General features: G+C 62.5%; 30 protein-coding genes. 15 read left to right on the forward strand and 15 right to left on the reverse strand.

Annotation, left to right across the window (positions count from 1 at the left end; genetic code table 11):
* Positions 1–322: 322 nt before the first annotated feature.
* A complete protein-coding gene (locus tag ATJ93_RS18475) occupies positions 323–823 on the forward strand; it encodes a universal stress protein (RefSeq protein ID WP_120246141.1) in 501 nt (166 codons plus the stop codon).
* Between the two features lie 30 nt (positions 824–853).
* Here ATJ93_RS18475 and ATJ93_RS24150 read toward each other — a convergent pair whose 3' ends face one another.
* The 3 genes from ATJ93_RS24150 to ATJ93_RS18485 form a co-directional block, all read right to left on the reverse strand.
* Positions 854–1,147 carry a hypothetical protein gene (locus ATJ93_RS24150; protein WP_245977686.1) on the reverse strand — a complete coding sequence of 98 codons (294 nt, stop codon included), beginning with the start codon at positions 1,145–1,147 and terminating at the stop codon, positions 854–856.
* A gap of 215 nt (positions 1,148–1,362) precedes the next feature.
* Entirely contained in the window at positions 1,363–1,593 is a 231-nt protein-coding gene (locus ATJ93_RS24155) for a hypothetical protein (RefSeq protein ID WP_245977687.1), read from the reverse strand.
* A gap of 254 nt (positions 1,594–1,847) precedes the next feature.
* Positions 1,848–2,705, reverse strand: a complete 858-nt coding sequence (locus ATJ93_RS18485) for a universal stress protein (RefSeq protein ID WP_120246497.1) — start codon at positions 2,703–2,705, stop codon at positions 1,848–1,850.
* Positions 2,706–3,101: 396 nt separating this feature from the next.
* On the opposite strand from ATJ93_RS18485, the gene ATJ93_RS18490 reads away from it, so the two are divergent.
* A complete protein-coding gene (locus tag ATJ93_RS18490; protein WP_120246142.1) occupies positions 3,102–3,743 on the forward strand; it encodes a nitrous oxide reductase accessory protein NosL in 642 nt (213 codons plus the stop codon).
* 128 nt (positions 3,744–3,871) lie between these two features.
* Here ATJ93_RS18490 and ATJ93_RS18495 read toward each other — a convergent pair whose 3' ends face one another.
* From ATJ93_RS18495 to ATJ93_RS18505, 3 genes are read right to left on the reverse strand one after another with little or no spacing between them, the layout of a single operon-like run.
* Complete coding sequence (locus tag ATJ93_RS18495; protein WP_120246143.1) at positions 3,872–4,732, reverse strand: ABC transporter permease; 861 nt, start codon at positions 4,730–4,732, stop codon at positions 3,872–3,874.
* The gene (locus ATJ93_RS18500) at positions 4,729–5,589 is read right to left on the reverse strand and encodes an ABC transporter ATP-binding protein (protein WP_211334092.1); all 861 of its coding nucleotides are present in this window, start codon (positions 5,587–5,589) and stop codon (positions 4,729–4,731) included. The genes ATJ93_RS18495 and ATJ93_RS18500 overlap by 4 nt, the downstream gene beginning before the upstream one ends.
* Positions 5,590–5,615: 26 nt before the next feature.
* Entirely contained in the window at positions 5,616–7,589 is a 1,974-nt protein-coding gene (locus tag ATJ93_RS18505; protein WP_120246145.1) for a NosD domain-containing protein, read from the reverse strand.
* 235 nt (positions 7,590–7,824) lie between these two features.
* Here ATJ93_RS18505 and ATJ93_RS18510 point away from each other — a divergent pair, with 235 nt between their 5' ends.
* The 3 genes from ATJ93_RS18510 to ATJ93_RS18520 all read left to right on the forward strand — a co-directional run bounded on the left by ATJ93_RS18510 (position 7,825) and on the right by ATJ93_RS18520 (position 10,793).
* Entirely contained in the window at positions 7,825–8,703 is an 879-nt protein-coding gene (locus ATJ93_RS18510) for a universal stress protein (RefSeq protein ID WP_120246498.1), read from the forward strand.
* A gap of 817 nt (positions 8,704–9,520) precedes the next feature.
* Positions 9,521–10,012, forward strand: coding sequence for a pyridoxamine 5'-phosphate oxidase family protein (locus ATJ93_RS18515; protein ID WP_120246146.1), 492 nt, complete (start codon positions 9,521–9,523; stop codon positions 10,010–10,012).
* A gap of 175 nt (positions 10,013–10,187) precedes the next feature.
* Positions 10,188–10,793 carry a metal-dependent hydrolase gene (locus ATJ93_RS18520; RefSeq protein WP_120246147.1) on the forward strand — a complete coding sequence of 202 codons (606 nt, stop codon included), beginning with the start codon at positions 10,188–10,190 and terminating at the stop codon, positions 10,791–10,793.
* Positions 10,794–10,890: 97 nt separating this feature from the next.
* Here the strand turns inward: ATJ93_RS18520 and ATJ93_RS18525 are convergent, their stop codons facing one another.
* Positions 10,891–11,310, reverse strand: a complete 420-nt coding sequence (locus ATJ93_RS18525) for a CBS domain-containing protein (RefSeq protein WP_120246148.1) — start codon at positions 11,308–11,310, stop codon at positions 10,891–10,893.
* A 258-nt stretch (positions 11,311–11,568) separates the two neighbouring features.
* On the opposite strand from ATJ93_RS18525, the gene ATJ93_RS18530 reads away from it, so the two are divergent.
* The gene (locus ATJ93_RS18530; RefSeq protein ID WP_120246149.1) at positions 11,569–12,006 is read left to right on the forward strand and encodes a universal stress protein; all 438 of its coding nucleotides are present in this window, start codon (positions 11,569–11,571) and stop codon (positions 12,004–12,006) included.
* Positions 12,007–12,244: 238 nt separating this feature from the next.
* The gene (locus tag ATJ93_RS18535; RefSeq protein ID WP_120246150.1) at positions 12,245–13,066 is read left to right on the forward strand and encodes an IS5 family transposase; all 822 of its coding nucleotides are present in this window, start codon (positions 12,245–12,247) and stop codon (positions 13,064–13,066) included.
* 46 nt (positions 13,067–13,112) lie between these two features.
* Here ATJ93_RS18535 and ATJ93_RS18540 read toward each other — a convergent pair whose 3' ends face one another.
* The 3 genes from ATJ93_RS18540 to ATJ93_RS18550 form a co-directional block, all read right to left on the reverse strand.
* Positions 13,113–13,730: a class I SAM-dependent methyltransferase gene (locus ATJ93_RS18540; protein ID WP_120246151.1), complete on the reverse strand. Its 618-nt coding sequence runs from the start codon at positions 13,728–13,730 to the stop codon at positions 13,113–13,115.
* Positions 13,731–13,898: 168 nt separating this feature from the next.
* Positions 13,899–14,204 carry a winged helix-turn-helix domain-containing protein gene (locus ATJ93_RS18545; RefSeq protein WP_245977688.1) on the reverse strand — a complete coding sequence of 102 codons (306 nt, stop codon included), beginning with the start codon at positions 14,202–14,204 and terminating at the stop codon, positions 13,899–13,901.
* A gap of 189 nt (positions 14,205–14,393) precedes the next feature.
* Positions 14,394–14,882 (reverse strand): PKD domain-containing protein, encoded by a 489-nt coding sequence (locus ATJ93_RS18550; RefSeq protein ID WP_245977689.1) that lies wholly within the window; start codon positions 14,880–14,882, stop codon positions 14,394–14,396.
* 298 nt (positions 14,883–15,180) lie between these two features.
* Here ATJ93_RS18550 and ATJ93_RS18555 point away from each other — a divergent pair, with 298 nt between their 5' ends.
* Positions 15,181–15,738, forward strand: a complete 558-nt coding sequence (locus tag ATJ93_RS18555) for a hypothetical protein (protein ID WP_120246154.1) — start codon at positions 15,181–15,183, stop codon at positions 15,736–15,738.
* 206 nt (positions 15,739–15,944) lie between these two features.
* On the opposite strand, the gene ATJ93_RS18560 is transcribed toward ATJ93_RS18555, so the two are convergent.
* Positions 15,945–17,150, reverse strand: a complete 1,206-nt coding sequence (locus ATJ93_RS18560; protein ID WP_120246155.1) for a COG1361 S-layer family protein — start codon at positions 17,148–17,150, stop codon at positions 15,945–15,947.
* A 171-nt stretch (positions 17,151–17,321) separates the two neighbouring features.
* Here ATJ93_RS18560 and ATJ93_RS18565 point away from each other — a divergent pair, with 171 nt between their 5' ends.
* Positions 17,322–18,122, forward strand: coding sequence for an ABC transporter permease subunit (locus ATJ93_RS18565; protein WP_120246156.1), 801 nt, complete (start codon positions 17,322–17,324; stop codon positions 18,120–18,122).
* A gap of 137 nt (positions 18,123–18,259) precedes the next feature.
* Here the strand turns inward: ATJ93_RS18565 and ATJ93_RS18570 are convergent, their stop codons facing one another.
* Complete coding sequence (locus ATJ93_RS18570; protein WP_120246157.1) at positions 18,260–19,033, reverse strand: proteasome assembly chaperone family protein; 774 nt, start codon at positions 19,031–19,033, stop codon at positions 18,260–18,262.
* Between the two features lie 315 nt (positions 19,034–19,348).
* On the opposite strand from ATJ93_RS18570, the gene ATJ93_RS18575 reads away from it, so the two are divergent.
* Positions 19,349–19,537, forward strand: a complete 189-nt coding sequence (locus ATJ93_RS18575; protein WP_120246158.1) for a hypothetical protein — start codon at positions 19,349–19,351, stop codon at positions 19,535–19,537.
* A 101-nt stretch (positions 19,538–19,638) separates the two neighbouring features.
* Here ATJ93_RS18575 and ATJ93_RS18580 read toward each other — a convergent pair whose 3' ends face one another.
* Positions 19,639–20,088, reverse strand: coding sequence for a pyridoxamine 5'-phosphate oxidase family protein (locus tag ATJ93_RS18580; protein ID WP_120246159.1), 450 nt, complete (start codon positions 20,086–20,088; stop codon positions 19,639–19,641).
* Between the two features lie 190 nt (positions 20,089–20,278).
* Between ATJ93_RS18580 and ATJ93_RS18585 the strand changes: the two genes are divergently transcribed.
* Positions 20,279–20,704 (forward strand): universal stress protein, encoded by a 426-nt coding sequence (locus tag ATJ93_RS18585; protein WP_120246160.1) that lies wholly within the window; start codon positions 20,279–20,281, stop codon positions 20,702–20,704.
* A gap of 102 nt (positions 20,705–20,806) precedes the next feature.
* On the opposite strand, the gene ATJ93_RS18590 is transcribed toward ATJ93_RS18585, so the two are convergent.
* Positions 20,807–21,541 (reverse strand): helix-turn-helix domain-containing protein, encoded by a 735-nt coding sequence (locus ATJ93_RS18590; RefSeq protein ID WP_120246499.1) that lies wholly within the window; start codon positions 21,539–21,541, stop codon positions 20,807–20,809.
* An 86-nt stretch (positions 21,542–21,627) separates the two neighbouring features.
* On the opposite strand from ATJ93_RS18590, the gene ATJ93_RS18595 reads away from it, so the two are divergent.
* A complete protein-coding gene (locus ATJ93_RS18595) occupies positions 21,628–22,917 on the forward strand; it encodes an MFS transporter (protein ID WP_120246161.1) in 1,290 nt (429 codons plus the stop codon).
* Between the two features lie 221 nt (positions 22,918–23,138).
* Here ATJ93_RS18595 and ATJ93_RS18600 read toward each other — a convergent pair whose 3' ends face one another.
* Complete coding sequence (locus ATJ93_RS18600; protein ID WP_120246162.1) at positions 23,139–24,044, reverse strand: CPBP family intramembrane glutamic endopeptidase; 906 nt, start codon at positions 24,042–24,044, stop codon at positions 23,139–23,141.
* A 119-nt stretch (positions 24,045–24,163) separates the two neighbouring features.
* Between ATJ93_RS18600 and ATJ93_RS18605 the strand changes: the two genes are divergently transcribed.
* The 3 genes from ATJ93_RS18605 to ATJ93_RS18610 all read left to right on the forward strand — a co-directional run bounded on the left by ATJ93_RS18605 (position 24,164) and on the right by ATJ93_RS18610 (position 26,208).
* Positions 24,164–25,045: a CPBP family intramembrane glutamic endopeptidase gene (locus tag ATJ93_RS18605; RefSeq protein WP_120246163.1), complete on the forward strand. Its 882-nt coding sequence runs from the start codon at positions 24,164–24,166 to the stop codon at positions 25,043–25,045.
* A gap of 141 nt (positions 25,046–25,186) precedes the next feature.
* Positions 25,187–25,333 (forward strand): hypothetical protein, encoded by a 147-nt coding sequence (locus ATJ93_RS23795; RefSeq protein WP_170155609.1) that lies wholly within the window; start codon positions 25,187–25,189, stop codon positions 25,331–25,333.
* Entirely contained in the window at positions 25,330–26,208 is an 879-nt protein-coding gene (locus ATJ93_RS18610) for a CPBP family intramembrane glutamic endopeptidase (RefSeq protein WP_120246164.1), read from the forward strand. The genes ATJ93_RS23795 and ATJ93_RS18610 overlap by 4 nt, the downstream gene beginning before the upstream one ends.
* The last annotated feature ends 23 nt before the right edge of the window (positions 26,209–26,231 follow it).

A 26,231-nucleotide genomic window follows, 5' to 3' on the forward strand; every position in this document is an offset into this window, starting at 1 on the left:
GCATCACCGTCCCCTCGAGGCGACACGAAACCGGGCGCGAGACTGTTCAGCCCGTATTTTCCCGTCAGTTGTATCATATCTGGCTGTTTCAGTTTGGTTGACCGATGAACACAACACACGTCGGCCCTTATTTATGGCTTATTACGGATGTATGTGGGTGAATTTCAACCTGAAATTGGAATTTATAAATTATATGATATCGAGCGAGGAAGGAGTATCGCTCCTGGAGCGTATCGACCGGCGTAGCAAGCGGCCGCTCGCGGCTCGTTGGTGCCGCCGATTGCCCCGTGGAGTTATTGAGACGGGCGTTGAGAAGGCGGATATGACGTTCGTCGTCCCGTTCGACGGATCAGAACTCGCGGAAGCGGCCCTGGTCAGGGCTGTCGAGTACGGTACCGCCCTCGAGGAAAACGTTGCGGCGGTGACGGTCGTCCCAGAGCGAAAGCGCTACGCCCGCGACAAGGGATGGATCGACGAGGACGAGCCTTACGACGTCGAGACAGTCGTCGAGTCCCTTCGAGAGCAGGTGTTGGCCCTCGCACCGGATGCAACGTACGATTACGAACGCATTCGAGAGTTTCCGCCGGAAGCACAGCTGGCCGAACACGTTGAACGACTCGCCAGGACACACGACCCGAGCGTCGTCTTCCTCGGTAGCGAGAACGTCGGCCGCATCGTTACGCCGCTGACCAGCGTCGGCGTCCACGTCGCCGCCGACGAGGAGTACGACGTCTTCGTCGTCCGTCGGGCCGCACCGCCGCGAGTCAAGGGGATCGACCCCCACGACGACTTCTACTGGTCGGACGACGCGACCGAAGACTGAGATCAGCGTCGGCGGGAAGACGGTTTCCTGTCAGTACGGCGGTCGCGCTCGATCGTCACTGCATCGGACATCCACCGGTCCCCACCGGAGCGGGACGACGAGTACGAGTGCAATCGTGATAACCGCCTGGTACCGCTCTGCCGTCGGCGAGAGCTCGAGCAGTTGTCCTGTGGCGTTGCCGACGAAGTGAAACGGGATCGCTGCGAGAACGCTTCGGTCGGTGTTGTTATACAGCCACGTGGAGAGCACCGATCCCGGAACGATGTTGAACGCGAACCGAGCCGGGTCCGGTGAATAGTCCCAGCTGCTGAAGTAGCCGACCATCAGGAACAGCGGCGCGTGCCAGGACGCCCATCCATCGCCGAGGACGAGACCACCGCAACTGGAGGCGATCGAACCAGTAACCCCGCCAGCCGATCTCCTCGTGGAACGGTCGGAGCAGGAAAATCGCCGCGAGCGTTCCGGCGAGCGCGACCGGCTCGGCAAGTGGTTCCAGCGCGGTGCCGCGCTCAACGGCCGGGTCGCGCCCTCGACGACGGTTACAGCGCCGGCGCCGGCCACTGCGAGCGCCGGAAAGAGAGCGACCACGATCGAGAACCAGTCCAACGAGATCCGTCGCACGTCGACGAGTCGCCGCCACAGGTCCGCGAGCTCCGCCCGCCGACGTGCCGGGTCATGACGACGCCACCGATCGTGACGCCGAGTCCGCCGACGAGCAAGAAGACGAGTTCCGGGAATCGGAAGACGTGCCACTCCGCGATGATCGGCATGCTCCACCAGCCCCACGTCCAGCCGCGGGAGAACAGGCGGAACCTCCAGCGGTCATCGGTTCGGACGTTCCGCGGGGGTTCCGCGGTGGTATCGTCACGGGCTCGAATCCGGTTCAGCACGGTTCTCTCGATCCGCGAGAGAAGCCCACGGATCAGCGCTCGTCCGACGAACTTCGCCGTGCGACTCGAGTCGCCGCGTTCGGGAACGGACGCTCGCTTCGTTACTGCCGGTTCTCAAACTCCGGATTCGGGGATTACGACGGCGTTCGAACCGTCATCACGGGCACGGGGGCAGTCCGAACGAGCTTTTCGGCAACACTGCCGAGGAGATAGCGGGCGATCCCGCTCCGGCCGTGTGTCCCCATGACGACGAGATCAACGTCGTGCTCCCGAACGTAGGAACGAATTTCCGCGGCGGGGCTCCCGAACGTGATCTCCGTAACAACGTTGGTGACCGACGCCTGGGAGGCGTTGGCTTCGACCGCCTCGAGGGCGACTCGCGCCGCTTCGTCCGGCCCCTCGTCGTTGCCTCTCGGTGCGGTTTCGAGACCGAGCGCGTTCGTCTCGATGACCGACAGCGAGTGCAGCGTGGCATCGTACGTCGACGCGAGGTCGATCGCCGGCTCGTATGCCGCCGCAGCCCCGTCGCTCCCGTCCGTCGGGACGAGGATATTGTCGTAGGGAAACGAAACGCCGCCCTCGTCGCGATTCCGAACGGTGAGGACGGGACTGTCCGACCGTCTGACGACGCGCTCGGTGACGCTCCCCAGGAGGTAGCGATCGACACCGCTGCGGCCGTGCGTTCCCATGACGATGAGATCAGCGTCGTACTCCTCGGCGACCATCAACACCCCCTGATACGGCTTCGACGTTCGAACGACGCTGGTGGTCGCCACCCCGCTGGCCTCGAGTCGATTCGCCACCGAGTCGACGAGGGCGGTCGCTTCCGATCGCAGATTGTCGTAGTGCGGGGCGGTCGAAACGAGGCGGACGTCGATCACGGTCGCGACGTACACCGTCGCATCGTACCGTCTCGCGATGTCCGCGGCGTAATCGACGGCGAGATCCGCACACTCGCTTCCGTCGACCGGAACGAGAATCGTGTCGAACATACCGCGGCCTTCGCCGCCGAGACTCATCAAACGCGGGTGTGGTCGAACGGTATCGCAAGCCAGTTCCGCCGCTTTTCGACTGAAAACCAAGTCCGTCAGCCTCTCCCCGCAAGTCAGTCACTGACGGTCGACGCTACCGGTCCCCGCCGACCGAGGAAGCCCCGCTACGAGTGGCACCGCTGTCGCGTCGTCGGCTACCCGTCGCCGCCAGCGCTAGCCATGCTCAATCCTCGCTCGGAGCTCCCGTCGGAGGCTATTGATCAGGACAGAACTGCAGCTTCCATCTGCGTCAAAGAGTTCTTTGACGTCCTGATTTCGCGATTGCACAGTCTTCAGACGACGCACTTTCGTCAATGAAACCAGATTAGTCTTTTTACTTGGTTCCCAAGGTGTCCTATGGACCCGCACGAAAACTCTCGAACACGCCGATTGAACTCCGGACCAACCCGACGAGCAGCCCTCATCGGCGCTGCACTGACCGGCCTCGGCACACTCGCCGGCTGTCTCGGTGGCGGTTCCGGGGGCGGGGAGTCGATGTCCGATCCGATCACGATCGAGTCTGAGATGCAATGTGATAACTGCACCATGACGATCGGGGATTATCCTGGGCCCGCCGGACAATCGTTCTACGAGGACGCCGCCGCCGTCCTCGGCAGTGGTTCGGCAGGCGGTGAGGGTGACGATCAGGACCGTCCGGCCCAGTTTTGTAGTTCGCGTTGCACGTACAACTTCACATTCGAGAACGAATCCGAACAGGAACCGGAAGTAAGCTACCTGACCGACTACTCGGCGGTCGACTACGAGATCGACACCGGCGGGGACGAACCAGAGATCAGCAGACACCTCGACGCCGACGGTTTCGCACCAGCTACCGATCTTACGTTCGTTGTCGACAGCGAGGTTCGAGGGGCGATGGGCGCGTCGCTGATCGGTTTTTCTGACGGCGACGATGCAGACTCGTTTCAGGAGGAGTACGGCGGTGACCGCTACGAGCACGACGAGATCAATCGGGAACTGATCCAGTCGCTGATGAACTAGCGCCCCGGCGAGGGACGTCGAACCGATTTTCGTACCGAATCGCGAGGCGAATACCCCAACCCACCGTGGTCGGGAATGAAGCGGACACGCAGGTCGAAGACACAGCCTTCAGGGAAGGGAGAAATCGATTATCGGTTCACGGCCCACATCGCGACGCCGAGAGAGCCGACCGTCCAGATACCGAGACTACCGACGCTGGCGATCGGTGACGCACTTTTCGGACCGGTCCCGGCTGCCGTGGAGATGACCGTTTCGAAGACCAGTCCCCGGTAAGCGCTGAGGGGACTGATGGCGATCGCGTCGATGAGCGAACCGTCGGGGATAATAGAGGTAGCGAACCCGAAGACGAGCGCGAGGTCGAGACCGACCAGCAGGACGACGAGGCCGACGATCGCGAGTGCGAGTGCGCTCCGGGTCGCGCTCGAAAGCGCCGAGATGGCGAGCGCGACCGCGAGGACGACCAGTGCGAATACCAGCGTGAGCACGACGAACCGGGCGAACAGGATCGGCGAGTCCGCCCCTGCGTGGGTCGCATAGATCTCAGGGGGTTCTTCGCGCAAGTACGCGACCGACGCGCCGACGAGAAGCAGCGGTGTGGTGATGGCAACGAGTATGCCGACTGCTCTGCCGACGTATATCCCCATGACGAGTTCGCGAGTGGAGATCGGGTACGTCACGAGCACGTCGAGTTCACCGCGTTCACGGTCCGCCACGATCGCCCGATACCCGAACGCGACCGCGACGACGGGGACGAGTAGTTCGAGCGGCGTGATGAGGCTGACCACGGTCGGCACGTAGCCGGCACTGGCACTCCCGAGTACCGCGACGGTAACCAACACGATCGCCAGCGCCACGGAGAGGACGTGGAAGGTTCGGGTTCGAGCGAGGGTCCTGACTTCGCGCCAGACGATGCGGTCGATGCGTCGAAGCGAACCCGGTGCCCGCTGCCCATCTCTCACCTCATCAGTCGCCGATTCAACGTCGCTCATTGGGATTCACCCTGTACGCGGACGCGATGCAAGTCACCCGCGACCGACGCTTCGTAGGCCGCTCGTAACGTGTCGACATCCAATCGCTCGAGGAGTTCCGTCGGGTGACCTCGTTCGGCGACGACACCGTCGTCTAGCAAGAGCACCTCGTCGGCATTGCGTTCGATCAATCCGAGGTCGTGTGACGTTACCAACACTGCAGTACCCGCGTCGGCGAACGCACCGGCGACGTCGAATACGTGCGTACTCATGCCAGGATCGAGTCCCGATCCGGGTTCGTCGAGAACGACGATGGGCGGGTCTCCGATCGTCGCCTGAGCGATACCGAGCAGCCGCGTCATGCCACCCGAGAGGTCCTCGACCCGTCTGCTAGCCGCGTCAGCGAGCCCCACTTGATCGAGTCGCGACACGGCGTCTTCGCGGCTTTCTCCGACCAGCGAGGCGTAAAATTCGAGCGTCTCGATGACGGTGAAGCCGGGTCTAAACGTGGGTTGCTGCGGAAGGTATCCGATCTTTCGAGGAACGTCAGGGCCGTGGTACTCGATCGAGCCGGACGTCTGTTCTTGTAACCCGGCCAGACTCCGAAGGAGGGTCGTTTTCCCGGTCCCGTTCGGCCCGATCAGTGCCGTCACCGTCCCCGCGTCGACGGCGATCGAAACGTCGCGCAAGATCGTCACGTCGCCGTAGGCGAACTCGAGGTTCGACGCCTCGAGTAGCGTTTCGTCGGCCTCCGCTGATGGATCGTTGCTCGACGAAACGTCATCTATCGGCGGATCCGACGGCTGTGATCCGATTTCGTCGGCTCGCGGGTCGCTCGATCCTTGAGCTGTTTGTGACCGATCGGTAGCTGTCGTCATTGCAGGGTTGGTTCGATCTTCCGTCATCAGTCTGTCACCACCGTCCCGTTACACGAGTAGGCCGCCTCGGCCCACGCCGTTCGTTCGATCAGTTCGGGATTGTTCGGTCCGCAAGCGGGCGAAAGGTCCACGATGCTCTTGGTCTGCATCCCCGAGACGGACTGTTCGAGCCCCGAGAGCGCGTCGAGCGCCGGGGCTCGCGCGAGCGTCTCCGCGCCGTCGACGTCGTGTAACCGTCCGTCGACGGGATCAGTCGGCGAGTATGGTCGCTTCGGCGGGGTACCGTCTGCCAGGCTGGTCCCCCCTTGCCAGTAGTTTCCGTCGCCATCGTACGACCAGATCCGTAGCGGACCGGCACCGGCGATCGCGTGATCCTCGTTCCCGACGAAGTCGTTCCTGACGACCCGGTTAGTCGGGAGGACTGCAGCGTCCCGGGCACCGACGTCGTTCCCAGCGAAGACGTTGTGCTCGTAGATCGACGCGCTTGCTGCCATCCGTAGTCCATAGTCGTTCGCTTCGAACACGTTTTCGGCGACGTAGGAGTCCGACCCGCCGACGGATGCGCCGTAACTCGAGTTCGAAATCTCGTTACCGACGATGGCGTTTCCGACCGGCCCGGTCATGATGTATATCCCGGTGTTCTCGACGTTTCGAATCCGGTTGTCCGCGAGTAACGCCCTATCGGTGTGCATCAGATGCACGCCGAGATCGCTTTCGCCGATCTCGTTGTTTCGGACGACCATTCCCGGGGATCGATAGAGATAGACCGTATCGCGTCCGTCGGTGATAGTCGAGTTTTCAATTATGCCCGGCGAGCGAAGCGCCATCACGCCGGCGTAGCCGGTGTCTCCTTCGGTCGCTTCCCGAACGGTGACGTTCCTGACGACTGCGCCGTTGCTATCGCGCAGGATCACCCCGTTTGCAGGCGTCTCTATGTCGACGTCTTCGATTAACACGTCGTCGGCTACGTGTGCGGAAACCCCGGCGTCCGCGCCACCGTAGTACACGAGGAAATCGTCGTCCCACTCGTCACTCACCTCACCCGGTAGTTCTTCCGCACCAGTCGCCAGCGTTCCGACGCCGGTGATCGAGAGGTCGCGAACGCTAACGTCGGACGTGGTGACCGTCACGACCGATCCGTCTTCATCACCGCGGATCGTCACGTTGCCGTCGCCCGCCAGCGTGATCGGTCGATCGATCTGCAGCGTTTCGTTGTAGGTTCCCTCGGGAACGAGGACGGTGGTGTTCTCGGGTGCCTCGTTGATCCCTTCCTGTACGTTGTCGACGTCCTCGCCGACCACTACCGAGACCGGACGCTCGTCGTGAGTTTTGGAATTATTGACCAGCTCATCGGCGTCGGCATTCTGTTCATCGACTCGATCGCGGACGCTCGACGCGTCGTCCGTCTCGAACGGCGTGTCCACGATCTCCGCCCAAGACAGCACCTCGCCGCCGTGGGACTCGGCGAACGATTCGGCGTCCGATCGGTCCGCGAACGACGGGACTGCTTTCTCCGAGGGCGTCCGAGCGTCGCTATCGACGACGTACCACGCCTCTTCGGCGTCGGTCCACCCGGGATCACGCTCGACGATCGGGTATCCGTCGTCGTTCAGGTCGATTCCCGTGTCGCCGTAATCGGTCACGTAGATTGCGATCGGGTAGCCAAAGCGGTGATCGTGGCCCGCCTGACGCTGCGCGTCGACGTACGTGTCGACGCCGTAGTAACCGACGACGTACTCGTATTGCGAGTAGAACGTCTGCACGCGCGGGAGTACCACATTTGATGTTCCCAGAAGCGAATATTCGTCTTCGAGCGTAAGGCCGGTTTGGACGGTATCGTCGAACGACACCGGCTCCGGAGACTCCGCACCCGTTTCAACGCCGAAAACGACCCCGACACAGAGTATCGTAGCAAGAACCGCTACCACGAGTGACCAGAGTCGCAGTCGTTCGTTCACACGCTGACTTGGGCGGATACGAATAAAGGCAATCTGGTTCATCTATTGAACGCGTGATTGCCGACCCGGGAGTAGGCGGATCAAACGCACTGTCCTCTAGTATCGATATACGGTATCGACTTGCGACCCGCCGACGAGACGGAACACATCGACGCAAACCGACCGGGGAACCGATCGAATGATCGGATCGTTCGAGAGACCGCGCGATGGCGTCAAGCGCGTCAGCGTCGGTGAAAGTACCTGTGTGATTGATGGGCGCTCGAGTCGAACGACCGGTATGTTTACGACAGTACTCGTTCCGACCGACGGGAGTTCCGGGGCCGAGGTAGCGATCGCCCACGCGACGGAACTGGGGCAAACCTACGGCGCGGCAATTCATGCGCTGTACGTCGTCGATACCGGCGCTGAACCGGCCGCGCTCGAGACCGACCAGCGCGAGACGCTTCGCGAACCGTCCGAACGCCGCGGCCGCGAAGCGACGATCCGGATCACGGACCGGGCCGAAGCGCACGACCTGCCGGCCGTTCGAGAAGTGCGCGAGGGAACGCCGCACAGAGAAATCCTCGCATACGCTGCCGAACAAGACATCGACCTGATCGCGATGGGAACGCACGGTCGAACCGGCCCTGATCGCGCTCGCCTGGGCAGTACCACGGAGCGCGTGCTCACACGTTCGGACGCGCCGGTTCTGTCGGTCCGCCTGGGCGAGGACTCCGCAGGAACCGACGCGGTCGTCGGTCCGTACGAGGAAGTGGTAATTCCGACCGACGGTAGCGACGCCGCCGAGCGCGCGGCTGAAACCACCCTCGACGTCGCCGAGAAGTACGACGCGACCGTCCACGCCGTATACGTCCTCGACGCGACGACGTACGACCTCGAGGACGCCCCGCGAAGCATCGTCGGACTCCTCAAGGAGGGAGGGCGCGCGGCGACCGACGCGGTCGCGGACATGGCGCGGGAACGGGACCTTTCGGCGACGACGTCCGTTCGGCGTGGGATTCCGACGGACGAACTGCTCGCATACGCCGATGACGTCGACGCGGAACTGATCGCCATGGGGACGCGTGGGCAAACCGTCGGCTCCGGTCGGTTGCTCGGCAGTACGACGGCGCGGGTGGTGCGTCGATCGACGATCCCGGTGCTGACGGTCAGCTAACCGTCTCGGCGGAGTCGGAGTGATCGGACGCGAGCGCCGTATTCGCCAGTCGGAACGCGTTCCAGACGCGTTTCGGGTCGTTCGCCTCGTAACCGATTCCGAGGGGTGCGATCGCCGTCCGACGCGAAGCCACCTAAACGTGGTTGGTGGCGCCGAGACCGACGGAACTGCGCCGGTCATTTATCCTATCGATTCACCAGTGGTCCCCGCTATACGACCTGATACTGCTCGACAGACACGAGTCCCGGCGTTGACCGGATGATCGACCGGGTGATCGACGACCCATAGCGGTACGACGCCGCGCCCCACGTGCTGTACGTCGTGGACGCCGAGGCCTACAGTTCTCGCTCCCGGCGACGAGTTCGTCCACGAGTTCGAGGGCCTCGAGCGCGTCGCTCGAACGGTCGAAAAGCCGGTGGCGGTCGTGAAGACGCCCGTCGACTATTGCGCCGCTACCCTTGATGTGGTCGTGTGGGGATTTCGTGCTTCGTTGTGGCTGATAGCATATGGTCTAGGTGAGCCTAAAAACTATAGTAGTTTTAGTTTTAATGACGTTTTCAGATGGATACAACGAGGATTGCCTACTTCTGCACACATGCTAATCAACTTCTTCCTCTCAATGCTGAAAATAAGTCATCTACCCAATCCATCCTTCGGGATCGATTTGGCTCTCCTAAATGCTTATTAGCTCGACATCGGAGGGATAGTGTTGTTTATTTTATATTTTGTGAAAATCCAAACGCCGAACATGTGATCACGAGAGCGATCGATTTCGGGCTACATACTATGTGGATTGGTCGCATATCTCGTGGTAGGGATGACTATCGACGAGCTCACCGAGTACGGCATGGAACGGATGGCGGACGAGGAAATCGAACAGTTTCTCAAAACGCAGAGTCTCGGCGTCCTCGGCTTGCCCACCGAAGGAACGCCCTACCAGATTCCGATGTCCTACGGATACGACGGCGGATCGACGCTGTACTTCGTCTACGTTGTCGGCGCGGAGAGTCGCAAAGCAACGCTCTCTGACCGGGCCGAGACTGTCAGCTTCCTCGTCTACAGCGCCGAGACGATGTTTCACTGGCGCAGCGTCCTCGCGACGGGGTCGTTACGCCGACTCTCGGACGACGAGCGAGCCGCGATCACCGACGCGCAAACGCCGATCTGGCGGCCGGAACTCCTCGAAACTGCCAGCGAGACGGAACAAACCCGAGTCTACGAACTAACCGTCGACGAGTGGACGGGGATTCGACACGCGATCGCTCCGCCGACGTTCGCCCAGCGCTCGAGCCGAGACCAGTCGGAGTAAGCGCCCGCGGCGGTCGTCGTCCCCTCGTCGGGTCACACATCGAGACCCGTGTTACGGTCGATATCGACCGCCGCGTTATCCACGAATCGGCTCGAGTTCGCGTTTGGTGTGGCGGTCGAACTCGGTCGGGACGACGGGTAACTATTTACCGTTCTGTCCTCTATGAGGGGTCACGATGATGGCGACGACCCACGCGCTCTGGGGGATGGTACTCGCACTTCCCGTCCTCGCGACCGCCCCGGAGTTTGCCCCTGCTGCGTTTCTTGCCGGACTCGTCGGCGGACTCGCCCCCGACCTCGATCTCTACGCCGGCCACCGGAAGACGCTCCATTACCCCGTGTACGCTACCCTCGCGGCGGGACCTGCGATTGCACTTGCAGCCGTCGTGCCGTCGACGGCGACCGTTGCGCTCGCCGTCGGCCTCGCCGCGGCGGCGACACACGCCGTGACCGACGCCGTCGGCGGCGGCCTCGAGTTGCGCCCGTGGCTCGCGGGCTCCGAGCGGGCGGTCTACAGCCACTATCACGGCCGCTGGATCCGTCCGCGGCGCTGGGTGCGTTACGACGGTGCTCCGGAGGACCTCGGGCTAGCTGGCGTTGCAGCGGCCCCGCTCGTCGGCGTGGCTGACGGACCGGTGTCCGCCATCGCGCTCTCGCTCCTCGCGGTGTCGGCCGTCTACGTTCTGTTGCGAAAGCCGCTCGCAACCCTCGCCGAACGGCTCGTTCGGCTGGTCCCGTCCTCGCTGCGTCCGTACGTCCCCGAACGGTACTGCGAGGCGTGAGTATCGTGGCTCCGCCCGAGGTGACCGAGGGTGCGGTACGCAGGTGCAGCGACCGCGTGGAATCGCCTGCGGACAGCGAGTCCCCTTCGAAGGTGGATCAGTACTCCGGTCGTTGCGCGCGGATGACGTCCGCGAGTTGCTGTTCTTCGTCGGCGATGAGTTCCGTCAGGTCGTCGGCGGTGATGATCCCGACGAGTTCGTCGCCCTCGCAGACGGGGACCCGGCGGATGCCGTGATCGGCCATCAGGTTCGTCGCCTCGTAGAATCCGGCGTCCGTCTCGAGCGTTTCGGGATCCTCGGTCATCACGTCCTCGGCGGTCTGGTCGGTCGGGTCGGTCCCGTCGGCGAGCACCCGCACGGTCAGATCGCGATCGGTGACGATGCCGACCGGACTTCCGTTCTCAGTGATCACGACGCTGCCGACGTTTTCGTCGTCCATCTTCGCCCCGAGGTCGCTGACGGGTGTGTCTGGATCGGCAGTTACGACGTCGCTTCGGGAAAGGTCATCTATTGGCATAGATACCCCGACTGCGGCTACGCGGCGAGACGAGTTAATACGGTATCACTTCTGTCACGGTGCCTGAACAACCGGTGACCTGACCGAACGACGGACCGACGAACGGACGATTTAGAACAACTCTCGAGCAGCCGTGACGGCGACGGGATGCGATTCGCCGCGCTACTGGCATCATCGCGAGCCGCTCGGACGAACGGCACCGGTACCGGTCGCCACAGACACCCGTGACGCTATCGTCCTCGAGACCGAAGCTCCTGCATGGTCCGAACGGTACTCGTTCCGGTCGACGGCTCGCCGCTCTCTTCGCGTGCGCTTCGTTACGCGCTGCGAGAGTTTCCCGACGCCGAGATCACGGCGTACCACGCAGTCGATCCGTTCACCCCCGACGCCGTCGGCGTCGACTCGACGTACGAACCGATGATCGGATCGAACGCGTGGGACCGAGCCGTGGCCGAAGCGACGGATCGCATTTTCGACGACGTAGCCGAGATCGCCGGGGACTACGATCGCTCGGTCGCGACCGAATCGGACATCGGCGATCCGAAACGACTCATCGTCGAGTACGCTATCGACGAGGACAGCGATCACATCGTTCTGGGATCGCACGGACGGCTCGACGCCGAACGGCCGCTGTATGGCAGCGTAGCTGAGACCATTGTCCGACGAGCGCCGGTTCCGGTGACCGTCATCCGATGAGCACGCCAGTTCCGCCCACCCGTCCGCGGAGCCGGTAGTCGATCCGCAACTCGAGAGTTCGCCGTCGGTCGTAGCGCTCGGTGACCGGTGGCCTGCACTGCGGAATCGTGTCGCCGTACATCGATCGAGATATTCCGCCGAGTGTGCCACAAGACGGGTACTACATAGCGGGTGAATAGTCGATTGGGCTCTGTTGAAACCCTCAGAGAGTTACAGGTTCGATCGGTAGTTTGACCGGATGCAAGCCCTCCCAAAGTCGCGGGTACTCCGGTTTGTTGAGCAGGCATTTCACTTGGCTCGTCGAGCTGTCGCTCGCTACTCTTCGAAGTTCTCGAAACGACGGTACTCACGTCATCAGCACATCGTTCTCCTGTGTCTTAAAGTGCGGAAGGACACGACCTATCGAACTCTCCTCGACGAACTCATCGAGATGCCCCGCATTCGGAAAGCGATTAATCTCACCGAACTCCCTGCGCCGTCAACGCTGTGCAAAGCGTTCGATAGGCTTGGTATGGCGGTTTGGCGCGTCCTGCTCAACCTCTCGGTCACACTCCTCCCGACTAACGGTGTCGTCGGGATCGATGCCTCCGGATTTGACCGGAGTCACGCCTCGAAACACTACACGAAGCGAACGAAGCTGACGATTCAGCAATTGAAAATTACACTTCTCGTGGATACGAGAGCGAATGCCATCCTCGATCTCCACGTGACGACGATCAGAAAACACGACTCGAAGATCGCGCCGTCGCTCATCAAGCGGAATACCGGTAAAGTAACGATTCCCCTCGGCGACAAGGGATACGACGACCAGAAGATTCGCGCGTTAGCCCGTGAAGATGGCATTCGCCCCCTGATCAAGCACCGAGATTTTTCGTCGCTCCACAAAGCGTGGAATGCTCGGCTAGACGCCGACCTCTACGGGCAACGTAGTCAGAACGAGACGGTGAACTCTCGCCTTAAACGGAAATATGGCGCATTCATCCGCTCACGGCGCTGGTGGAAGCAGTTCCGTGAACTCGTTGTCGGCAGTCTCACTCACAACATCGAAAAGGCACTCTGAACGTTCAATAGAGAGCGTAGGTTTAACGGTTCATACCAGACGAGGCTCACTCACCCGGATTTTGCGCAAACAGAATCTCCGCCGCATGCTGGTGCGGTTCGTTCCCAGAGTCATCGTCAAATACAATCTCGTCGTATTGAATCGTCTTCCAGTCCTCGTAGTGGTTTGCCAGTTCGCCCGGATCGTAAAAGTACTCGTTTTCCGTCCAGTCCGGCGGCGTTGGGATTTCGGGGTGGTCGACGAACGCGAAGATAGCGTGAACCCCGTTGGCGTTCGTTTGAGACTTGAAATGGTCGAACTGTCGATTCCGGTTTTCAGGATGGATATACTGGACTGTCCCTGCCGAGTAGACAACATCAACGTTCGTAGGGAGGGTCAGTCCGTTCGCATCTGCCCGAATCGTTTCAATATCGACGGCTCGACGCTCGGCGAGTCGTTTTGCCTTCTCCAAACCGTTCCGAGACACATCGACAGCATACACTTTCCAGCCGTGCTCGGCGAAGAGAACGGAGTCCCTCCCTTCGCCAGCTCCGATGTCGATAGCTGTTGGTTCGTTCGCTATGCTGGACGCGATTTCGACCGTTCGTTCGGCCATTTGGTTCGGTTCCGTTCCCCAGTAATACTCTTCCTTCCCATAGACATGTTCTCGCTTTTCAGAGTTCATCGCTTGATGCTTCTTAGCCAACCCGGTTAATAGTGGTAGACTCGCAGTCCTACCTAACGGCTGGTTCAGCGGAAAGGTGTCGAACTAATAGGATTTCAACAGAGCCGTCGATTGATAGAGTCAAATCGCCACTAAGCTGTCATTCGAGTAACTGACGATTCCGGGCCTTCACCCGAGCCGGCAATCGGTCGTACTCGTCTCGACCGCAGTGAGAACCTTCGAAACGAGTTCGCAGTGGTAGTATCGAACCGATTCGCTTGCGGCGTCGTATTCGATCACTCCGCAGTCCTCGAGCTGCGGGAGGTGTATGTGGTGGAGTTCGACCGCTGCGGATTCGGGACTCGTGTTTGTCCGCGTTCCCACCTGTTTGCACAGTTCGTCGACGCTGCGCCAGTCGTTTTCTGCATCCTCGAGAGCGGCAACGACGGCGCGTCGCCGATCGTTCGCCAGCAACCTAAAGACGTCACTAACCATACACGTACACCGTTCGACGCCGTCACGGTCCACGATCGGACACCTTCTCATTGGTCGTACTCGGCCGTACATCGGACATGTATAAGTGCCTGCAGCAAGTTCCCAAAAGGTGATATGTTTCGGATCGAATGAGAGTGTCTTCTGGTGACCGATCGGTCTGAAACGCGATCCGAACCCGGTACCGATGTGTTACGATTGGACTTGAATATCGCCGATCATCGTCGTTGGATGGACCTGGCAGATATACGTGACCATCTCACTGGAAGCCTCGAACTCGAGCCACTGATCTTCGGGTTCGGTGACCACTTCGGTTTGGAGATCGTCGACGATCTCTTCGTTTTCGTCGTGGATTTCGATGTTGTGCTGGGCGCCGTCGCCCTGGGTCCAGCCCATTTCGTACGTTTCCCCTTCTTGGAGGATGAGCGTCGGATTTTCTTCGTCTGCGATCGGATCAGGCGCGATACCGACCCAGCCGGGCGTCTGTCCGTCGAACTCGATCTGCGCACCGGGTTCGATTTCGATGCCGTTACCGCCATTGCCGCCATTACCTCCGTTACCACCGTTACCGCCATTACCGCCGTCATCACCGCCGCCGCAGCCGGCGATACACACCGTCGCGCTCGTAACACCCGTCAACTCGAGCATCCGCCGTCGTGAGAGTAGCTGATCTCGTCCCATCGGTTTGGTTTCGGGAGAAAAACGAATGGCTCTATCCCAGTCTCACGCAGGGAGCCCATATCCGTGCGGTGAGTCGGTCAGCACCCCATCGCTCGTGAATATAACGCTTGATGGTATTTTCGAGAAGGGAATACACACAAGAGATATTGCACCGCCGGATTTCTACGGGATAGCGAGTCGAACGTGGGCTCGCCACGCACTCGAAAGCAACCGATAAACCGAAATCGGCCCCAGCGCACTGAGCGGACCGTATTCCGATATCTCTATGCCCTCCGACTCACGATTACGGACTGACAGGATGAAGACCTCGGTATTACGCGAGGTGGAACGCGGAATTCGGTATGCGTTGCTCGCGGTGTTCGGGCTCGGCGTCCGTCGACGCGACCCGGGCGCAGTCGTCAACGCCGTCGTCGCGGCGATCGGAACGTACCTCCCTGACCTCGCTGAACGGGCGTCCGGCGTCGAGCTTCGACCCTGGCAGCGGATATACGTCCAAACTGCGATGATCACCCACGCCATCGGAATGCTCGGGCCGTACGACGACGTCTGGTGGTGGGATCACCTCACGCATACGCACTCGTCGTCGATTCTCGGCGGTGCCGTTTTCGCGATCAGCCGGCATCGTGGTCGCGATCCTCGGCCCCGAGTCATCGCCGCCGTCGTCTGCTTCGGCCTCCTCTGGGAACTCGTCGAGTACGCCGTTCACGCCGTGGGGAACCGCCTCGGCGTCGAACCGGTGCTCGTCTCGTACGGAAAGCGGGATACCGTTCTGGATCTCGTCTTCGATCTGGTGGGCGCAACACTCGTTCTCGCGTTCGGGGATCGCATCCTCGGAGACCTCGGCGACAGCGCGTGAGTACCGGCCGTCTCGAGAGAACGGGCGCCTGGTAACTCGAGTTCCCGTTGAGGGTGGAAGGTGACTCCGGCGTCGTCGAACGAATGCCCCGTTAGGACTGCCGAGTTGCTCGGGAGCCTCCGGCGCGATGGGGCGTCCACGGGGACCGTCGCACGACACGCCTCGAGCGCTTTTCCATCCGGTCGGAGTACCGACGGAAACGGGTATCAACGCCTGCGGATCCACCAGATCACCGTGAGAACGAATACGATCGCAACCGCGGCAAACGGCGCGAGAGCGTCGACGTCGGTATCCTCGTCGGTCTGGACGATCGAGACCGGAACCGGCATCGGATCCGTACTCGTGCGGTCGCCGGTGCCGGTATCGTACGTGAGCGTTATCGCGATGCTCGTCGTCGACTCGATGGAGTCGGACGACGACTCGAGGGCAAATCGTGCGGTGGCCGATTCACCTGATTCGAGCGTTCCGACGTACGCCGTCGGTGATTCGCTCGACAACGGCGGCCCGGCCTCGATCGTGGCGACGACCTCGGTTACGGCGGTGTCGCCCTCGTTCGTAATTCGAGCCTCGTAGACGGCGTCTCCGTCGACGGGTATCTCGTCGTCGACGGGCGTCACCTCGAACGATCGAGCGTTGCTGATCGGGAGTTCGAGCAGCGTCGGCCCGCCGGTCCGAACGGTTCCGTTTTCGTCATCGTCGACGGTCTCGTTCGTCTCGGCGGATTCGGTTAGGGGTGGCTCGTCGATCGGCGAGTCGGGGTCGACGCGGTACTGGACGCTGGCGAACAGCGGGTACGTCTCCGGATCGACATTCGCAGCGACGACGCCGACGTCCACGATCGCGGTGTCCCCCGGCCAGAGATCCTCGACCACGACTGATTGGCTCGACTGCGGCGTCGCGGGCGGGCCGAGCGTTACGGCGCCGTCTACGGTTTGTACCGTCACGACGATATCGGTCGCCTGTCGGTCGCCGTCGTTCGTTACCTCGAGCGCGATCGTCGTCGCTTCGTCCGCGCGAACGGACTGGTTCTCGGCGACGGAGGCGGTAACGTTGCCGCCGGGTTGCTGCACTAGTTGTGCGCCCGCCTGCGATTCTGCTGGCGGTATCCGGGGCGTGTCGTCCGCAGGTGATCGCGCCGAGGACTCGTTTTCGGCCGTCGTCTCCGCCGGGCGTTGGCTCTGACCGCCCGCCGGTTCCCCGACTGAGTCGTTTTCCGGCGTGTCGTCTTCCGACGTGTCGTTTTCCGGCGTATCATTTTGCAACCCCTCGGCCTGTACCGATTCGATCGCGTCGCGTCCCCGAAGTTCCGTGGCCGTCGCGGCGCTGGTCACCACCAACCCGACGAGCAAAAGGAACCCTACGACGACTGCCGCGCGGCGCCGCCGTCGCTCCGGAGTCCGCGCTCGAGCCATCGTTCCGCTCCGAGACGGGCAGCCCACTGATAAATCACCGCGCTCGTTCCGCCCTGGAACGAGCTATTACCGACGCTGCGTCTCGATAACCGGGTCTTACTGCGAGCGGGCTCGAGGACCCCCAGTGTACCTATAAGGAGTCGGCACGCGTCGAGAATTGACGTCCGCCCGATGCTCGAGGTCACCTCGTTCGAAGCCGGTCGTCGACTCCGCGGGTCGCTGTTACTCGCCGGTGCGATGGTCGCCCTGATCGTGCTCACGGTCGCGCTCTTTCCGTCGATTCAGGAGACGGGGGTCGATCTCGACGCCTACCTCGAGTCCCTGCCGCCCGAAGCGTCGCGGGCGTTCGTCGGAAACGTCACGACGCTGACGACCATCGAGGGCTATCTCGTCTCTCAGCTGTACCAGTTCGGGTGGGTGCTGTTGCTCGCGATCTATTACGCGTACGCTGCGGCGTCGACGCTCGCCGGCGAGGTCGAGCGGGGGACGATCGGACTGACGCTGTCGCTCCCGGTGACGCGGACGCGAGTGGTCGTCGCCAAGTTCCTCTCGCTCGTTCCGAGCGTCGTCCTCGTCAACGCGATCACGTTTCTCGCGGTCGTTCTCGGTGTGAGAGCGGTCGACGAGTCGATCGACGTCATCGACCTGTTTGCGGTCCACGCGTACTCGAGCGTCTATTTGCTCGCCTGCGCCGGGCTCGGTCTGCTTGCCTCCGTCGCGTTCGATTCCATTCGTCGCGCACAGACCGTCGGCGCGGGAGCCGTGTTCGGGCTGTTCTTGCTCGATACGTTCACGTTCGATACCGACTACGAATGGCTCGGGGATATCGCCTTCTCCCGGTACTTCGACCCCGGAGCGATTCTCGTCGAGGGCGAAATCGCGTGGTCGGATCTCGCGGTTCTCTGCCTCGCCGTCGTCGTCCTCGTCGTCGTCAGCAGCGAATATTTCGAACGCCGCGACCTCTCCGGGTGACTCGTCCGCTGGGCACGGAGAGACGCGGACACGCATTCGCACGCCCTTTCGTATCGTCTGCTCCTCGAATAGCGCGGACGGGTGTATAGATCCGGCTCGTTTCCGCCGGTCTCAGTTTCGCGTTCGAAAGCAACGACTCACATATACATTCGATCTTCAGGGAAGTCGCGTCGATCGATCGGTTGGTCCTCCTGTTGCAGCGTCGCGAGCCGATTCGCGAGTTCCTCGTAGTACCGGTTCATCTCCTCCGCCCGTTCGCGAAGCCGTCGCTCGTCGACGTCGACCGAATAACAGGATTCGACGCCTTCGAGGAGTTGGAGGGCCGCCTCGAGATCGGGACCGGGGACGTGTGCGGGCGTGATGAAGGCCCCGGCCGCCGGTGACGACCCGGTCTCGAGTCCGTACCGAAGCACGGCTCCAGTCGTTCCGTCTACCACACCGCCGGGGAGCGGTTCGATGCCGGTGCCAGTCTCGTCGCTGAAGTGTGTTTCCCGAAAGTCCGGCGTGGCGGCGTAGAAAACGCGGTGTTCGTCCTCGCTGTGGGGGAACGGAGTGCCGTGAAGTACCCCGATTTCCTCGATGTCGAGGGTATCCGACCAGCGCATAACGGTTTGGGCGAACCGCTCTGCTACGGAGACGGGGATAAATACCTCGCTCACGAGGATCGTTATCGGTTCGTCGTCGACCCGATACAGTCGGATCGGCTGCCGCGGTCGTCCCGCTTCGACCGGCGTAACGCTCGGAAGATTTCGGGTCGCGATGTGGCCGACTTGCGTCGTCTCGAGGTTCGCGACGAGATAGTCGATAGCCGTCAGACTCGCCGCGCCGACGTCGGCGAGGCCGATCAGCATTACGTCACCGAAATCGGTAGTGCCAGCCGTTTGTACCTCAAATGACGGGTCTCGATCCATGTCCGTCGTTCGACACTGACGGGTATAGTTGTGTGGCTACAGTCCGGTCCCTCCCAGTTTCAGGTACGACGATCAATCGGTGACCGATCGGGTTGCGAAACGCGTCCGCTCCCGCGATGACGGTGGTCCCATTTCACAGCACGTACTCGAGATCGACTCGAGGCCGGTAACGGAGAGTCGTCTCCGTTCGAGCGGTCGAGAGTCGAAACACGCCGGCACTACCGTTCGAGTTCAGTTTGACTGACGGTACCGGAACGGATACAATACGGACTGTCAGCGATATCGCTATTTATACTAGTGGGTGATAGACCGACTATGAAACCGCAGGTGGAGCGGCGGTGTCATCTGTTAATCGGTCTCTCGTTAGTTCTCCTGACGATCGGCATCGGGTACGACTTCCTGGTCGGGACGAAGTTAGCGGACTTTCTGGTGATACTCGCCGGGCTGTTTCTCGGGTGGGTCGCGTTTCTCTACTGTCTGGGGAACGCTTCTTTCTGGGGCTAGTCCGGTCGATATCTGGACGCGGGACCGGCGTTCTCGGGTCGAGAGCGGCTCCCTGCTACCGGCGTTTCGGATTCCGAAAGCCGTGGCGGTATCGGGTCACACTACGCGTCGGTCGTCACCTCCTTTCGCCCGGTCATGGTGTCGGGATCGAAACTGAAATACCGGAACGTCGTTTCCTTCGGCGGCCGTTCGAAGATGTCGACGAGCGGAATTCGAATCGCCCACATCCCTTGTACTTGAGGTGATTCGTACGGCGCTTCGTCTATTTCCTCGAGCCGTCCCGTCGCGACGACGCTTCGCCAGCCGCCGTCGGATTGCCCGTACGTGACGAACGTGACCGACTTTCCCACGAGCGCCTCTTTCCGACTGTCCTCCTGGAACGAGAGCCGGTAGTAGAGCAATTTCTCATCGGCGTTGTAGCCGTACGAGACGGGAATCGAAACGGGCGGCTCGTTCGACTCCGTGGAAAACGATAGTACGCCCGTCCCGCCGCGTCCGAGGAACTCGTTCATCTCTTCCTCGCTCATTTGCAGCCAGCGCAGTCCCTGCATACCCCTCGTACATCGTTTCGGTAAAAAATCCCCTCTCACGGCGAAGCGAACGTTCTATACACCGAGACCGTCGCGAAAGACCGACTGTTCCGGCCGGCATACTGTCAAAGACGGTACGCGGCAGCGTCTACGCACCGACGGCCTCAGTGCACTGTGATACATTTATAGTAGGTGACGGAATCCGTTCGGTATGGCCGACCGAATTCTCGTTCCGTACGACGGATCGCCACCGGCAACCGACGCGCTCGAGTACGCGTTCGAGAACTTCCCGGATGCGGCCGTTGTAGCGCTCTACGTTGTCGAGATCCCGGACAGTCGCTGGGCGCAGGCCATCGGCCCCGAACTGCAACTGTCTGTCAACGAGCGAGCGGAGGAGTACGCATCGGACATCCTCGAGTCGGCGACCGAAATCGCAGACGAGCGCGACCGGCGTCTCGACACGGAGATCGTCACCGGCGAACCCGATCACCGTATCGTCGCGCAGGCAGAAGAGCAATCGGCCGATCTGATCGTTATCGGGAGTCACGGACAAGCGAATATCTCGCGGCTGCTGCTCGGAAGCGTCGCTGAGAAGGTCGTTCGCCGATCACCGGTTCCCGTCCTCGTGGTTCGGTAACGGTCGGCGTCTCCGTCCGATTTGATCACCGATTGCGGTGGTCCCCGTAGTCGACGGTACAGGCTGAATGAGCGGAAGTTGCAGCACCGAATTGTCTGAACATCAGTCGGCGTACCGTCCGGCCGACTCCGCCCGCCCCGCATCCAGCGGATCCGTGCCGGTCCGCGACGTCACCAATCGCAGGTACGTGCCGGCGTTCGCCATGAGCTTGTTCTCCGCTTTCCGCAGGTGTTCTTCGTAGGTCGAGCGGGCTATCGACGTCTGCGATGCCAACTCCCGGAGCGATGTCCCTCGTGGCTGCTCGTAGTAGCCGTGTTCCAGCGCCAACTGTAGCGCCGCCAGCTGGCGGTCGGTAAGTCCCTCGAACAGTTGATCGACCGGCGCCAGCATACTGTGGGGAATCGCTTGCTCCGTGACGGCGGTCTTGGAGAGCAGTTCAATGTCTCGATCTCCCTCCAGGTCCCGAAGCAGAGCCCGGACGTCGGCCTCGTCGAACGCGATCACCGTGTAGTGTTCCCATCCCTGCCGGTGAATCGTCGGCGGCTGGTACAGGCAGTCGTGCTCCTCGAACCGCTCCAGAATCGACCCCTCGAGCGAGCAGAGACATGCTCGGGTGACGACCTGAAGACCGTCGTCGTCGATCGACTCATGAAGGACCGTGCCGATCCGTTCGATCTCCGCCAGTAACTCGTCGGTCGGCGCCGTCGCCGAGGTGATCTCGAGCACCTGGCAGTCGCTTAGATACCACTCCCGAATCGTGAGGTCCGGATACCGCTCCGAGATCGCTCGGTAGGGACACTCGTGTTTCAACCGAAACGAAGCCTCGTACAGACCCATACACCGCCGTTCGCTCTCGGCGTGATTAACGGTACCGGTCATGTCCCGCACCATTCCTATTCGGGTACCGATCGTACGAGCGACCGATGAGCGAGCGAACGGAACTGAGTCAGGGCATCCACGAACACCTCGGGCAGTTCTCGCTGCACGTTCTGCTGGTGTTTGCGACCGGCCTAACGATCGGATCGGAGCGAACCGTCGTTCCGGTCTTAGGCGGGGACGTTCTCGGCGTCGAGTCGTTTCTGGTCATCGGCTCGTTCGTCGTCTCTTTCGGCTTCGTCAAGGCGCTGCTCAACCTCTACGCCGGCAAGTGGGGCGAGGAGTACGGGCGGAAACCGGTACTCGTCCTCGGTTGGCTCACCGCGCTGCCGATTCCGGTGATCCTGATCTTCGCGCCGAGCTGGAGTTGGATCACCGTCGGGAACGTGCTGTTGGGGATCAACCAGGCGCTGACCTGGAGCATGGCGATCAACGCCAAGATCGATCTCGCCGGCCCCGAACAGCGCGGGCTCGCCGTCGGCATCGACGAGGCGTTCGGCTACACCGGCGTCGCCGCCGGCGCGTGGATCACGGGCGTTATCGCCGGGCAGACGAGCCTCCGCCCGGAGCCGTTCTACTTCCTCGCCGCCGTGGTGGTGCTTGCGTTCCTGATCTCGGTCTTTCTCATCGGGGAGACGGTGCAGTTCGCACAGCTCGAGGGCGACGACGACCACCGCGACGCAAACCTTCCGTTCGACGAAGTGCTGAAGCGGGCGACCTACGGCGACAGAACGCTGTTCGCAGCGGCCCAGGCTGGCCACGTCGAGAACTTCGTGGACACGCTGTTCTGGATCGCCGTCCCGCTCTACCTCACGAGTCAGGGATTGGCGATCGAAGCCGTCGGGGTCGTCGTCGGGGTTCACAGCGCGATGTACTTCCTCCAGATCGGGACCGGCGGACTGGCCGACCGCATCGGACGCCGTCCGCCGGTCGTCACGGGGATGTTCCTCGCCGGAGCAGGCGTCCTCGGAATGGTGTTCGTCGACGGCTACGTCGCGTGGGCGATTCTCGCCGGACTCTCCGGGCTCGGAATGGCGCTGCTCTATCCGAACCTGATGACCGTCCCCAGCGACGCGGCCCATCCGACGTGGCGGTCGACTGGCATGGGCGTCTACCGGATGTGGCGCGACGCCGGCTACGGCGTCGGTGCGATCCTCATCGGACTCTCGATGGAATTCGTGACCCTCGAGGCCGCGTTCTACCTGACCGGCGTCTCGATGGTCCTCTCCGGCGCCGTCGTCTATCTCTGGATGGAGGAAACCCATCCCGAATTCGGCACACACGAACCGCCGGCACCGGCCCCGGAGACGTCTCGCGGCGCGGCGACCGACGACTGAAACGGACGCCGGTCTCTCGACCTCGATTCGACGCCGTCTCGAGCGACGACACCCGTTTTATCGCACTCGGGACCCTACGAAGTCCCAAACGGACGTGACGGATACCGTTCTGGCGAACCGCGTACGGGTGTCGGCGACGTGGGATGCGACCGGCTCGCTCGCGACGGCGGCACTGCGCGCACGTCGTGAGATCGATGCGGTCTTGCGATCGGCGCCGGCAATTAGTACGGCGGTCGCGGCTGCTCGTCATCACGACGGAGCGCAGTTGAGCCCCACCAACGGACGACCGCGAGAACGAGCGCTGCGGTGACGATCGTCTGATACCGGTCCGCGGCCGGCGAGAGCTCGAGGAGTTGGCCGGTTGCGTTCCCGACGAAGTGAAACAGGATCACCGCGAGGACGCTGCGATTCGCGTTGTTGTACAGCCAGGTATAGAGGACGGCGCCGACGAGGATGTTGACCGCGAACCACGTCGGTTCCGGGGCGAAGTCCCAGCTGCTGAAGTAACCGACCATCAGGAACAGCGGCGCGTGCCAGGCAGCCCACGCGCCGCCGAGGAGGAGGCTGGCAGTCAGCGCGCTCCAGCGCAATTGGAGGCGATCGAGCCAGTAGCCCCGCCAGCCGATCTCCTCGTGGAGCGGGCCGAGCAGGAAGATCACCGTCAGCGTTCCGACGAGCGCGACCGGATCGCCGAGCAAGGATCGAAGGGGTGCCGCACTCAACGCCTGCGTCGCGCCATCGACGCCGATCGCGATGCCGGCACCGGTCAGCGCGAGCGCCGGGAAGAGACCGATCGTCACCACTCCCCAACGCACCGGGATTCGTCGGACGTCGACGAGGCGCCGCCACAGGTCTTCGAGCCCCGTGCGGCCGCCGACCAGCCAGGCCATGGCGACGCCACCGATCGTGACGCCGAGACCGCCGACGAGCAGAAAGACGAGTCCCGGAAATCGAAAGACGTGCCACCCGGCGAGGATCGGCACGCTCCACCAGCACCAGGTCCAGCCGTGGGAGAACAACAGGAATCCCCAGACGTCGAAGCCGTACCGGTTCTCGAGTGCGGTCAACGCCGGCGTCTCGGCACCGGATTCCCTCGGCGACGGTCGGGAGGGCTCTCGGTCACCCATGGGCGTCCGTAGTACGCCGTCGTATATCGAGCTACCGTCCGCCCGTCGGCGCGTTACGGTGCGTTCACGCCGCGGGAATCACCGACGAGGCTATCGCCGATCGCGACCATTGTACGGCTATGAGTCGGGTTTTCGTCCGCGAACGCGTCGCCCGTCGTCCGGTCGTCGCGTTTTTCGTCCTCGCCTACGCCATTTCGTGGCTCGGATTTCTCCCGACGATACTCGGACGTGGCGGTGCGTTCGGCGGGCTGAACCTGCTGCTCGCTCAGTTCGGGCCGGCGATCGCCGGCGGCCTCGTCCTGTGGTACACCGGCGGGTCGATCCGAGAGTGGGTCGGCCGCGTCGGTCGCTGGCGCGTCCCGCTGCGCTGGTGGGCCGCGACCATCGCGATCCCGATCGTCGTCTTCGGCGCCGCGGGCGTCGGCTTCGCGCTGCTGGGGTACGAACCGCAACTCTCGCGGGTGCCCGACCCGCTGCGAACCTATCTCCCGACACTCGTCGGCCTCACGCTTCTGGCCGGGTTGGGCGAAGAGCCGGGGTGGCGCGGATTCGCGCTGTCTCGCCTTCAGGAGCGGTACAGCCCGCTGGGGGCGACGCTCCTGCTCGGGACCGTCTGGGCGTGCTGGCACTTGCCGGTGTTCTTCGTCGATCCGCGGTCGTCCCACGGGATTACCGATCCGCTCGTCCTCGTCGGGATGGTGCTTCTCACCGCCGTCGGCATCGTCCTCTACTCGTTCTTCTACACCTGGATCTACAACCACACCCGAAGCGTCCTCCTGATGATGTTCCTTCACGGCGGATTCAACACCGGAACGGTCCACCTCGTGCCGTTCGCGGACGAACTCGTCTTCGGACCGACGTACACGACGCTCCTGACGGTCCAGATCGGCGTCCTCCTCGTCGCCGTGCTCGCTCTGGTCGTACTCACCCACGGCCGACTGGGCTACGACGTCGAGGGCGACCGCGAGCGTCGGGGTGAGACCGCCCCTCCGGTCGCGTAATCCTGCCGACTCGGGTTCGCGGCTGCTGCGCTCGGTGTAGACGCGGTCTATCCGTCGGACACGCACCGCCTGACGATCGATACGACGACCTGCTTCTCGGAGCGTTGCTTATTGCCGCCCCCGTCTTATGAGTCCTATCTAATGTACGCAGACGACGCTCCCACTCGAGGACGAAACGCGGCGATCGGCTTCCACGCCGTTCGTCGAAAGCCCCGCGGGACGACCGGCGGGTCGACGGCTGCCGGAACGGCCGTCGGTGACGACGATTCCGGAGCGGCGATGGGATGAACGAGACGTCGCACCCGCGAATCCGGAAACCGACGGTCTCAGTCGCGAGTCCGTTGCTGTTTTTCGCCGTGACGTTCGCGATCACGTGGTCGTTCTGGCTGGGGGCGATCGTCTTCGGTCTTCGGTTCGACAGCGCGGCGGGATTCGTGGTGCTGCTAGCGGGGCTGTTCGGTCCCGGGATCGCCGGTATCGGATTCACGTATCTGGTCTACGACGAACGGGGACGACGGGACTACTGGGACCGCGTTCGGGACGTCCGTCGCATCGGCGGTCCGTGGGCGCTCGTGATCCTGTTTCTCACGCTCGTCCTGACCGTTATCGCGGCCGGGCTGGACATCCTGCTAGGGGGTGCCGGCGCGACGTGGGGTGACGCAGTAGCGGGAGTCGCCTCGAGTCCGCTCTCGATTCTCCCGGCGATGTTCTTTGCGACGCTGCCGCCGCTGCTCGAGGAACTGGGCTGGCGGGGCTACGTACTGGATCGACTGCAACTGACCTGGTCCGCGCTCGGCGCTAGTCTGCTCCTCGGGATCGTCTGGTCGGTCTGGCACCTCCCGCTGTTCTTCGTCGAAGGCTCCTATCAGCACGGCCTCGGCGTGGGAACGGCTGCGTTCTGGTTGTTCACGATCGGGATCGTTCCGCTCTCGGTGGCGTTCACGTGGCTGTACAACAACACGTCGCGCAGCATCCTCGCCGTCATCCTGTTTCACGGGATGGTCAACTTCACCAGCGAACTCGTTGCTGTCACACAACGGGCGGACGCGTTCACGATCCTTCTTTGGATCGCCCTCGCGGTCGCACTCACCGCTGTCTGGGGTCCGAAGACCCTGCGCGGTGTCGACGCCGTCCCCCGCCCGCCCCCGCGGCGGACGCGATAACCGCGGCGGCCGAACTCTCTCAG

Origin of the sequence: Halopiger aswanensis, from assembly GCF_003610195.1 — an archaeon.
In the GTDB taxonomy this organism is placed as follows: Archaea; Halobacteriota; Halobacteria; order Halobacteriales; family Natrialbaceae; genus Halopiger; species Halopiger aswanensis.